Annotated in this window: 9 protein-coding genes; 6 read left to right on the top strand and 3 right to left on the bottom strand. The window is 67.1% G+C overall.

Features of this window, described 5'->3' with window-relative positions:
• Positions 1-93: 93 nt before the first annotated feature.
• Entirely contained in the window at positions 94-987 is an 894-nt protein-coding gene (locus OXK16_04875; GenBank protein MDE0375281.1) for a PD-(D/E)XK nuclease family protein, read from the bottom strand.
• A gap of 606 nt (positions 988-1,593) precedes the next feature.
• Positions 1,594-3,192 (bottom strand): AMP-binding protein, encoded by a 1,599-nt coding sequence (locus tag OXK16_04870; GenBank protein MDE0375280.1) that lies wholly within the window; start codon positions 3,190-3,192, stop codon positions 1,594-1,596.
• Between the two features lie 290 nt (positions 3,193-3,482).
• Here OXK16_04870 and OXK16_04865 point away from each other — a divergent pair, with 290 nt between their 5' ends.
• From OXK16_04865 to OXK16_04855, 3 genes are all read left to right on the top strand, one after another.
• Complete coding sequence (locus tag OXK16_04865) at positions 3,483-4,043, top strand: NAD(P)H-dependent oxidoreductase (GenBank protein MDE0375279.1); 561 nt, start codon at positions 3,483-3,485, stop codon at positions 4,041-4,043.
• A gap of 91 nt (positions 4,044-4,134) precedes the next feature.
• A complete protein-coding gene (locus OXK16_04860) occupies positions 4,135-5,754 on the top strand; it encodes a long-chain fatty acid--CoA ligase (protein ID MDE0375278.1) in 1,620 nt (539 codons plus the stop codon).
• A 54-nt stretch (positions 5,755-5,808) separates the two neighbouring features.
• The gene (locus tag OXK16_04855; GenBank protein ID MDE0375277.1) at positions 5,809-6,174 is read left to right on the top strand and encodes a hypothetical protein; all 366 of its coding nucleotides are present in this window, start codon (positions 5,809-5,811) and stop codon (positions 6,172-6,174) included.
• A gap of 75 nt (positions 6,175-6,249) precedes the next feature.
• Here OXK16_04855 and OXK16_04850 read toward each other — a convergent pair whose 3' ends face one another.
• Complete coding sequence (locus tag OXK16_04850; GenBank protein MDE0375276.1) at positions 6,250-6,612, bottom strand: DUF2237 domain-containing protein; 363 nt, start codon at positions 6,610-6,612, stop codon at positions 6,250-6,252.
• Positions 6,613-6,719: 107 nt separating this feature from the next.
• On the opposite strand from OXK16_04850, the gene OXK16_04845 reads away from it, so the two are divergent.
• Genes OXK16_04845 through tkt form a run of 3 tightly spaced genes read left to right on the top strand, consistent with a single transcriptional unit; the run spans position 6,720 to position 9,965 of the window.
• The gene (locus tag OXK16_04845) at positions 6,720-7,247 is read left to right on the top strand and encodes a disulfide bond formation protein B (protein MDE0375275.1); all 528 of its coding nucleotides are present in this window, start codon (positions 6,720-6,722) and stop codon (positions 7,245-7,247) included.
• Between the two features lie 15 nt (positions 7,248-7,262).
• Positions 7,263-7,988 carry a TlpA disulfide reductase family protein gene (locus tag OXK16_04840; protein ID MDE0375274.1) on the top strand — a complete coding sequence of 242 codons (726 nt, stop codon included), beginning with the start codon at positions 7,263-7,265 and terminating at the stop codon, positions 7,986-7,988.
• A 3-nt stretch (positions 7,989-7,991) separates the two neighbouring features.
• Positions 7,992-9,965 (top strand): transketolase, encoded by a 1,974-nt coding sequence (tkt, locus tag OXK16_04835; protein MDE0375273.1) that lies wholly within the window; start codon positions 7,992-7,994, stop codon positions 9,963-9,965.
• The last annotated feature ends 10 nt before the right edge of the window (positions 9,966-9,975 follow it).

Genomic DNA, 9,975 nt, shown 5'->3' with positions numbered 1-9,975 from the left:
CACTGACCACTGACCACTGACCACTGACCACTGACCACTGACCACTGACCACTGCCCACTGACCACTGCCCACTGACCACTGACCACTGACCACTAACCCAGGGGCAGGGCGGGCTCCGGCTTGGCATAGGCCTGGCCTTCCGGGCAGAGGTCCTGGAAGGAGCACCACCGGCACAGGGCGGACGGCTTGGGCGGGAAGTTGTCCCGCTCGAGGGCGGCCCGGATGGTGGTGGCCAGGGCCAGGATCTGGCGCTCGATGCCGTCCAGGGTGTTGCGATCGATCTCTATCGAGTACACGGTGGAATTGCCCAGGTACATGAGACGGAGTTCGGCCGGGGTACGTCCACTCTGTCGCTGGACCAGCAGGGCATAGATCTTGAGGGCGAAGAAGGCGGGAAGGGCGAAACGCTCGGGTGGCGCGGTCCCGGTCTTGTAATCGATGATGACCAACTCCCCGTCCGGTCGTTCATCCATACGGTCGAGGATGCCGCGCACCACGATCTCGCCGAGGTCTTCGGCGAGCATGAGTTCCCGCTCGACCGGCGTGACCGAGGTCGGGTCCTCCAGCCGCGCGTAGTTGGCCACCACGCGCAGGCTGTCGATGCCCCATTGCCGTTCAGCGTCCAGGTCGTCGAACAGGCCCGAATACTCGGGAGTGGCCCGTAACGCCGTCCACTCCTCGCGAAACAGGTCGAAGAGCCGCTCCGGAGTCCGCTCCGCGGCGGCGAGATCGAACAGGCGCTCCAGCGCCAGGTGGGCGGTGGTGCCTCGCGCCTGCGGCGGCGTGACCGGCTCGGGCAACCGGTCGATGGCCCGGAAGCGGAACAGCAGGGGACACTGCTTGAAGTCACCGGCGCGGCTCGGAGAGATGGTCTCGAGAACCGTCTTGGCGCCATCAGCGGTCCGGGTCTCACCCTCCGGGAACTCGGGCCCGGGGACCTTCTCGAACAGCGCCGGTTGCCTGGCGGCGGGCTTTACCGATGACATGAGGCCGGATCATAAAGACCGGACGTGACACCGCTCTGATGCGGCGACGGGCCGCCCACTCTCTTGATGGTCAGGTCGCGAAAATATCCGAGGGAGCGCGAAAAACTCGGGGCCAAACCGTCGGGTTGCCGTTTCGCGAAGGGTTAACTTGGTGTCAACCAACCGGGGCAACCCGGTCGGGGAACCGGACCGGAGGGTCCGGATTCGGTACTCAGGTACCGGATCCAAAACTTCGGAAAGGACGTTTCCTCGTCGTAGAGCAGCGATGTTATGGGACGAGGAGGCGGAGGCCCACGCCGGGCGGTGCTTCGGCCCCGTCCCAACGGGTCAGGGAGCCGAGGTGGCAGCAATGCCGCACCGGATCCCGAACCGCCGGCAACGGAGTCACGGTAAAACGTGGCATCGGCGCCCGGCTTACCGCCTGAGGGATGCGGTCGTAGCGATACGGCCAGGCATTCTTGAGGCGGAGAGGAGACGAGAAGCTCCTCAGCGCTTGAGCGGCGGCTGCCTTCGGGTGGCAGCGGTTGAAGCGCAAGGGAACCCCGAGAGGGCGCAAGCTCACTCGGGGTTTTCCTTTTGGACGGGTGCGGTTCGTCCCGTGGCCGTTCAGTTGATACGCCGCTCGCGGCCTGCCCACTCGCGGTCCCGCAGCACGAACTTCTGGATCTTCCCGGTCGAGGTCTTGGGCAGGCTGTCCACCATCTCGACCTCGTCTGGCGCCTTGAAAGCGGCGATGCGTTCCCGCACATGGTCGATGAGCTCCTCGGGTGACGCCGTCCTGCCCGCCTTGCGGACCACGAACGCCTTGGGGCGCTCGCCCCAGTGCTCATGCGGGACCGCGATCACCGCACACTCGAGCACCGCCGGGTGCGAGGCGATGGTCTTCTCCACCTCGATGGTCGAGATGTTCTCTCCCCCGGAGATGATGATGTCCTTGGAACGGTCACGCAGGTCGACATATCCGTCCGGATGCCATACCGCGATGTCCCCGGAGTGGAAGTAACCCCCTCCAAAAGCCTCATCCGTCCTCTCGGGGTTATCGAAGTAGCCCTTCATGACGTTGTTCCCGCGCATCACCACCTCTCCCAAGGCCGTGGCGTCCTGGGGGACGTCCTGCATCTGTTCATCCACCACCCGGGTGGGGTCGGCGATGATGAACGACACGCCCTGGCGGGCCAGGAACCGGGCGCGATCCTCCACCGGCATCTCGGGCACACCGGGCTGGAGCTCGCACACCGTGTGGGGGCCGTAGGTCTCCGTCAACCCGTACATGTGGACGATCTCGGCGCCCAGGCTCTCCATCACCTCGATGATGGTGGGACTCGGCGGCGCCCCCGCGGTGGTGATGGTCACGGGCCGGGGGAAGGGATGGGCCTCTGGAGCGTTGGCGAGGCTGATGAGCACGGTGGGGGCGGCATTGAAGTGGGTGACCTTCTCGGAGTCGATCAGCGACCAGATCTCGGCCGGATCGACTCTGGGCGGGCATACATGGGTGCCGCCGATAGCGGTCACGCCCCAGGTGGTGCACCAACCGTTGCAGTGGAACATCGGAAGCGTCCAGAGGTATACGGAGTCGGGAGAGTGGCGGGAGTGGATGATCTCGCCCAAGGCGTTCAGGTAGGCGCCGCGGTGCGTGTACATGACACCCTTGGGCCGGCCGGTGGTGCCCGAGGTGTAGTTGATCGAGATGGTCCGCTCCTCGTCGTCAACCTCCCAGGGTCGGTGCCGGTCGGACCCGCGGGCCATGAACTCATCGATGGGCGTGACCGGGAAGCCGGCGCCGGCACCGGTACGGTCGATCCCCACGATCTCGGTAACGGTGCGGAGCCGGTCGGTGATGCCGTCGAGTCCGGCCAGCAGGTGGGTCTCGCCGACGAGGAGCTTCGCTCCCGAGTGGTCGAGGATGTAGCGGATCTCCTCCGGCGCGAGGCGCACGTTGACCGCCACCAGGACCGCTCCCAGGAGGGCCGGCGCGAAGTGGGCTATCAGCATCTCCGGGATGTTGGCGCAGAGGAATGCCACCCGATCCCCCGGGCCCACGCCCGAGGCGGCCATGGCGTTCGCCATCCTGGTGGTCCGGCCGGCCATGTCGCCGTAGGTGATGCGCCGATCCCCGTCTACGATGGCGACCTTCCGGGGATAGACCAGCGCGGACCGCTCCAGGAACGAGAGCGGGGTCAACTCGGTCCGGTAGACAGCGGCCATCGGTGAAGGTTACCCGACCGTGCCCCCCGGCCCCCGACCGGCACCCCTGACTGCCGGTAGCCGCGAGCGGCGCGGGAGGTCAGGTCCCCATGGCAGCGGGCGGTGATCGGGCCGGATGGCCCCCTCCCGGCGCAGGATCGAGCCGATGGCCGGCCGAGGACATTACACTCGCGACCGGGGACAGCTGGAACCGGCTCCGGCGCTCGGGCCACAAGGGAACCTGTCCGTAATCCCGCATTCCTAGGCGTAACCCGCCATCGGACGCGCATGTGTGCAGAAGGAGCTCATTCTTGAACGAGCAGCCCATCCGCATCTTGGCCATACCCGGCAGCCTCAGGCGCGACTCCTACAACACGATGTTGCTCGAGGCCGCGAGGCGACTGGCGCCGTCGCCGATTGAAGTCGATGTCTTCGACGGTGCAGGACAGATACCGCTCTTCAATCAGGACTCCGAGGGCGATCTGACGCCCGGCACGGTCCTGGAGTTGCGCGCCAGGATTCGCGCAGCCGACGCCGTCCTGATCGCCTCACCCGAGTACAACGGCAGCATCACCGGCGTGCTGAAGAACCTCATCGACTGGGCATCGCGCCCGTACGGCCAGTCCGCCTTTGAGGGCAAGCCGGTATCGGTGGTCGGCGCGAGTCCGTCACGCTTCGGCGCTCTGCGTTCCCAGGAGACCACGATCGGTGTCCTCACCAGTGCACAGGCGACGGTCGTTGGGGGTCCGCACCCCGTCAAGCAAGTGTTCCGGCTCGTCGACTCGGAGGGTCGCATCGGCGATCCGGCAACCCTGTCGATGCTTCGCGACGTGCTGGCCGAGTTGTCCTCCGCGGTGGCCCTCGACGGCTAGCAGGTACCCCCGACCCATGCAGAATCGGGGCTACCATCCGGTGCCTGCGCGGAGGCAGCGTGGCGGTCTGTCCCCGGTAGAGGAGGATTCGATGCCACCGCACATGCTGGACTTTCCCCTGCTCCTGTCCACCCTGTACGAGCGGGCCGTGCGGATCTACCCGCACCAGGAGATCGTGTCGGTGAACGCCGACGGCTCTCTCTACCGGAGCACCTACGGCGAGACGGACGACCGGGTGCGAAGGCTGGCCGGCGCCCTGGACCGGCTGGGCATCGGGCCGGGCGAGGTGGTCGGCACCCTGGCGTGGAATACCCACCGGCATCACGAGATCTACTGGGCGACCGCCAACACGGGCCGCATCTGCCACACCGTCAACCTCCGGCTGTCGGCGGACCACATCCGGTACATCATCGACCACGGCCGCGACCGGGCGGTGTTCATATCCGGCGACATGGTGGAGGCGGCGGAGCGGTTGGCGCCTGACCTACCGGGCGTGGAGTACTGGATCATTCTCGACGGGGATCCCGACGCCACCTCGCTGCCCGGCGCCGTCGCCTACGAGGACCTGATCTCCGACCCTGCATACGCGGGGTCCTGGCCCGAGCTCGACGAGCGGTCCCCCCACATGTACTGCTACACCTCCGGGACCACCGGCAATCCCAAGGGCGTGGCCTACACCCAGCGCTCCACCTACATGCACGCCCTGTCGGGAATCGTCTTCTGCCCGCTGGCGGCCAGGGACAACATCATGCCGGTGGTACCCATGTTCCATGCCGCCGCCTGGGGGCATCCGTTCATGGCCATCACCGCCGGATGCAAGATCACCTATCCGGGACACGACCTGTCGGCCGAGGGCCTGGTCAACCTGATCGAGGGCGAGCGGGTGACCTTCTCCGCCGGTGTTCCCACCGTGTGGCTGGCCGTCCAGCATTACCTGGAGGCGCATCCGGAGCGCGATACGTCTTCCATCCACTCCTTCATGTGCGGGGGATCGGCGGTTCCGAGAGCCATGATCGACTGGTACTGGCGGGCCAGGGGCATCAGGGTGATACAGGGGTGGGGCATGACCGAGACCAACCCGGTGGCGACCTTCTCCATGCTCAGACCGGAGATGGAGGATTGGGACTGGGAACGCCAACTCGACTTCATCGAAACGCAAGGCCTGCTGATTCCGGGGCTCCGCGGCAAGATCGTGGACGACGAGGGGCGGGAACTGCCCCAGGACGGGAAGGCCTTCGGGGAATTGCTGGTACAGGGTCCCTGGGTGGCGGCCGAGTACATCCGGGATCCGCGGACGGCCGAGACCATGGTTGACGGCTGGCTCCGGACCGGGGATGTGTGCAAGATCACGCCGGAGGGGTATATCCGGGTGACCGACCGGGCCAAGGACGTCATCAAGTCCGGTGGGGAGTGGATCTCCTCGATCGACCTGGAGAACCTGATCATGGCCCATCCCAAGGTGGCGGAGGCGGCGGTGGTCGGGGTGGAGCACTCCAGGTGGCAGGAGCGGCCCATCGCGCTGGTAGTACCGCATCCGGGCGGGGAGGTGAGCGATGAGGAGCTGGCCGACCACCTGCGGGGGAAGGTGGCCGACTGGTGGCTTCCGGATGCCTACGTGGCCGTGTCCGAGATCCCGAAGACCAGCACCGGCAAGTTCGACAAGAAGGTGATGAGGGATCGGTATGGCTCCTTCCTCTCCGACCGGCCATGAAGCCGGCCCGCGGAACGGGAAAATCGGTCTGAGGGCGCCTCGCAGGCGGCGGCGTTGACGGCCTCGCTCCACAGCTGGCTGGGATGGGCGGTGGTGGTGGTCTGCGGGCTGGCCGGCCTGGTCGCTCTCGGTTACCACTTCGGCCGGCGCCGGCCCGACGTGGTGTTCAGGTCCATGGTCTCGGTGTGCGTGGTGAGTGCGATCCTGCAGGTGGGACTGGGGCTGGTGCTTTTCGCCCAGGACATGGAGCCGGGCAGCATCCACATGTTCTACGGCTTCGTGATCCTGCTCACCCTGACCTTCGTCTACATCTACCGGGTCCAGTTCGAGCGCCGTCCCGCCCTCTACTGGGGGTTGGTCCTGCTGTTCATGATGGGACTCGGCTTGCGGGGCATCTCCAGCTTCGGAGCAAGCTTCTAGTTACCATCTGTTAGTTACTGGTTATGTTCGATTATGCCAGCCACTGGCTACTTCCCCCTGACAGTTGAACGCTGTCTAGAGGGGTGCCCGATGGGCTTCCAAGTCGGATAGATCGGCCCACTCCAGGGTCCGGGCGTGAGTGGCCTCGAGCACCACGTCGGGAGCCACGCCGGCCTGCTTGGCCTCCACCCAGCGGGCCGCGCACAGGCACCATCTGTCCCCCGCCTTGAGCCCGGGGAAGCGGTGGGCGGGCATCGGGGTGGACAGGTCGTTGCCCACCGATCTGGAGAACTCGAGGAACTCGTCGGTCACCACCACACACACCGTGTGGACGCCGTGGTCGTTCTGATCCGTGTTGCAGCAGCCGTCCCGCCACCATCCTGTCAGGGGGTCGAGCGAGCAGAGCTCGAGCTCACCGCCTAGTACGTTGTGCGCCATCCACTGCATTGAAGCAGATCAGCAGGCGGTCCCCGCCAGTCACCGGCAACTCGCAGTGGCCACCCTACAACTAGTATCTGCCGTCGGTCTTTCCCGGGTGGTGCGCCGTGGTCCTTTTCTTCTCGCTGCTGAGCCTGCTGGCGCTGGCCGCTTCTCTGGGGCTGGTCGTGATGATGGCCCGCCCCCGTCTCAGAGCCACCGCGGTTCGGGAGCTGGGTGGCTATGCCCTTCCGGTGGCGGTGACGGTGGCGACGGTGTCAACCCTCGGCTCGCTGTACCTGTCCGAGGTGGAGGGGTTCGTTCCCTGCCTGCTCTGCTGGGTGCAGCGAGGGTTCATGTATCCCCTGGTGTTGCTCCTGGCCTGGGTGATCGCCAGGCCGGATCGGAGGGTCCAGTTGCTGGTCCTCGTCATGACCATCGGTGGCGCGCTCACCGCCGCCTACCACTACGGTGAGCAGCAGGGCTGGTGGGGCGGATCCGAGGAGTTCTGCTCGGCGGAGGCCCCCTGTACCTTCATCTGGGTTCAACAATTCGGGTTCATGTCGATACCCTTCATGGCGTTCACCGGCTTCTGCCTCATCGCCCTGCTGGTGGCGCTGAACATGAGCAGGCCGGCTCGGACCACCAACCGCTAATCAGGAGAGACTCGCATGGCAAGGACGGCAGGTAAGAGAAGCCAGCCCAAGGCCCGGCCCGCGGCCGCGCCGGCTCCCGTCCGGGCGACCCTGCCGACGGCGGAGGTAGAGGAGTCCACCGGGCTCGGGAAGAAGATCATGCTGGTGGGCATCGGCTTGGTGGTGGTGGCCGCGCTGGCCGTACTGGCGATCAACCTCGCGACCGAGGAACAGCAAGGCACCGAGGCGGCCGCCTTCCTCAGTCCCGACGTGACAGTGACCGGCGCTCCGCTCGTCCCATTCGCCCCTGGCGCCCAGGACAGCTCGGTCGGGACCATCGCCCCGGAGATACGGTCGGCGGATTTCGCCGGGGTGCCGGCCTCGATCGAGCATGACGGAACCCCCAAGCTGATCCTCTTCCTGGCCCACTGGTGTGAGTTCTGCCGGAGAGAGGTACCCGCCCTCCAGAGCTGGATCAACGCCAACGGGATTCCGGCGGGCGTCGAGTTGATATCTGTAGCCACCTCGAACAGCGAGATCCGGCCCAACTATCCGCCTGATGTCTGGTTGGAGCGGGAACGCTGGACCCCGCCGGTGCTGGTGGACGATGAAGCGGGCCGCATCGCCCAGGCATACGGCCTGACCTCCTTTCCGTACTACGTGGCCGTGAACGGAGCGGGCGAGGTGCAAGGTCGGTTGGCGGGCGAGCAGCAGCCTTCGACAGTAGGAGCCATCCTGGCCTCCCTGGCGGAAGGCGGATAGGGCGTGCCTGCTCCGGCCCCGATCGACCTCGAGAGCCACCACCTCGCCGCCAACACCGTCCGCGCCCTGGCCATGGACGCGGTGCAGCGGGCCAACTCCGGCCATCCCGGCATGCCGATGGGCATGGCGGATCTGGCCACCGTCCTCTGGCAGCGCCACCTGGTGGTGGACCCCGACCATCCGCGGTGGCTGGACCGGGATCGGTTCGTGCTCTCCAACGGGCACGGTTCGATGCTCCTGTACGCGGTTCTCCATCTGTGCGGGTTCCGGGTCACCATGCAGGACCTGATGGACTTCCGCCAGTGGGGGTCCCCCACCGCCGGCCATCCCGAGTACGAGCCGGAACTCGGGATCGAGATGACCACCGGGCCGCTCGGGCAGGGTTTCGGGACCGCGGTGGGCATGGCGATCGCCGAGGCCCACCTCAACGCGGTGTTCGGGGACGACCTGGTGGACCACCGCACCTGGGCCTTCGTGTCTGATGGTGACCTCATGGAGGGGATCTCGGCGGAGACGGCCTCGCTGGCCGGCCACCTGGGTCTGGGCAAGCTCGTATACGTCTACGACGACAACCGCATCTCCATAGACGGTCGCACCGACCTGGCGTTCAGCGAGGACGTGGCGGCGCGCTTCGGCGCCGTCGGGTGGCACACGGTGGAGGTCGACGGTCACGACCCGATCGCCATCGACGAGGCGTACGCCGCCGCCTGTGCGGTGGCCGATCGTCCTTCCCTGGTGATCGCCCGGACCCTCATCGGTCGGGGCGCCCCCACCAAGGAGGACACGGCCGGTGCCCACGGCGAACCCTTAGGGCCGGATGAGATCGCCGGATGGCGCCGCGGCGCGGGCTGGCCCGACGAGGACTTCCACGTTCCCGCCGGTGTGGCTGACGACTTCCGCTCCGGTATGGAGCGGGGTCGCGCCGCCCGGGCTAGCTGGCAGGAGCGGTTCCGGGCCGCCAGCGCAGCCGACCCCGAGTTGCGGTCACGCTGGTCGAGCTACCACTCTCCCGAGCGGGTGAGCCTGGAAGGGCCGGGATTCGAGGTAGGCGCCGGTATCGCCACCCGGCGGGCCATCGGGGCCATCTTCGACGAGATCGGCCGGAAAGTTCCCGGGCTGATCGGTGGGTCGGCCGACCTCGTCGGATCGACCAAGACGATCCTGTCCACGGGTGGGAGCCTCGCCCGCGAGAATCCCGCGGGCCGGAACATGCACTTCGGCGTGCGCGAGCACGCCATGGGAACCATCGTCAACGGCCTCGCCCTACACGGCGGGTTGCGGCCCTACGGCGCCACCTTCTTCGTCTTCAGCGACTACATGCGCCCCGCCATCCGCCTCTCCGCCCTCATGGACATTCCCACGATCTGGGTTTTCACCCACGAGTCGGTGTTCCTGGGGGAGGACGGCCCCACCCATCAGCCCATCGAACACCTGGCCGCCATGCGAGCCATGCCGAACATGGCGGTGTTCCGGCCCGCCGATGCGGGGGAGATGGTGGAGACCTGGGAGACGGTTCTCAACCGGCCCCATCCCGCCATCATCCTCGGAACCCGCCAGGCCGTCCCGGTACTGGACCGCTCCGGACGGGAGGGCGGCGTGGCCCGAGGCGCCTACGTGTTGCGGGACGGCGACGCCGCGGTGGTGATCGCCACCGGTTCCGAGGTCTCGGTGGCGCTGGAGGCGGCGGACCTGCTGGCGCGCGACCATTCGATCAGGGTGGTGAGCATGCCCTGTACGGAGCTCTTCCTCGAGCAACCGGAGGACTACCGCCGCGAGGTACTCGGGAACGGCCTACCGGTCGCCAGCGTGGAAGCCGGCTCGACCGTCGGCTGGTCGAGGTTCACCGGCGCGGGCGGGCTGAACATCGGCATCGACCGATTCGGCGCCTCGGCGCCGGCCGGCCGGATCGCCGAGGAGCTGGGTCTGACCGGTCCCGCGGTGGCCGGGCGCATCGCCACCTGGCTCGACAGCGTCTGAACCCGGATCC

It is taken from the genome of bacterium (assembly GCA_028821235.1).
In the GTDB taxonomy this organism is placed as follows: domain Bacteria; phylum Actinomycetota; class Acidimicrobiia; order Spongiisociales; family Spongiisociaceae; genus Spongiisocius.
The sequence above is the reverse complement of the archived record's forward strand: the minus strand, read 5'-3'. Positions and strand labels throughout refer to the sequence as shown.

Bases quoted from the DNA above. Each gene is read 5' to 3' on its own strand.
- OXK16_04850 (MDE0375276.1), bottom strand. From the start codon at position 6,612: ATGGCGCACAACGTACTAGGCGGTGAGCTCGAGCTCTGCTCGCTCGAC.
- OXK16_04870 (MDE0375280.1), bottom strand. From the start codon at position 3,192: ATGGCCGCTGTCTACCGGACCGAGTTGACCCCGCTCTCGTTCCTGGAG.
- OXK16_04860 (MDE0375278.1), top strand. From the start codon at position 4,135: ATGCCACCGCACATGCTGGACTTTCCCCTGCTCCTGTCCACCCTGTAC.
- OXK16_04875 (MDE0375281.1), bottom strand. From the start codon at position 987: ATGTCATCGGTAAAGCCCGCCGCCAGGCAACCGGCGCTGTTCGAGAAG.
- OXK16_04840 (MDE0375274.1), top strand. From the start codon at position 7,263: ATGGCAAGGACGGCAGGTAAGAGAAGCCAGCCCAAGGCCCGGCCCGCG.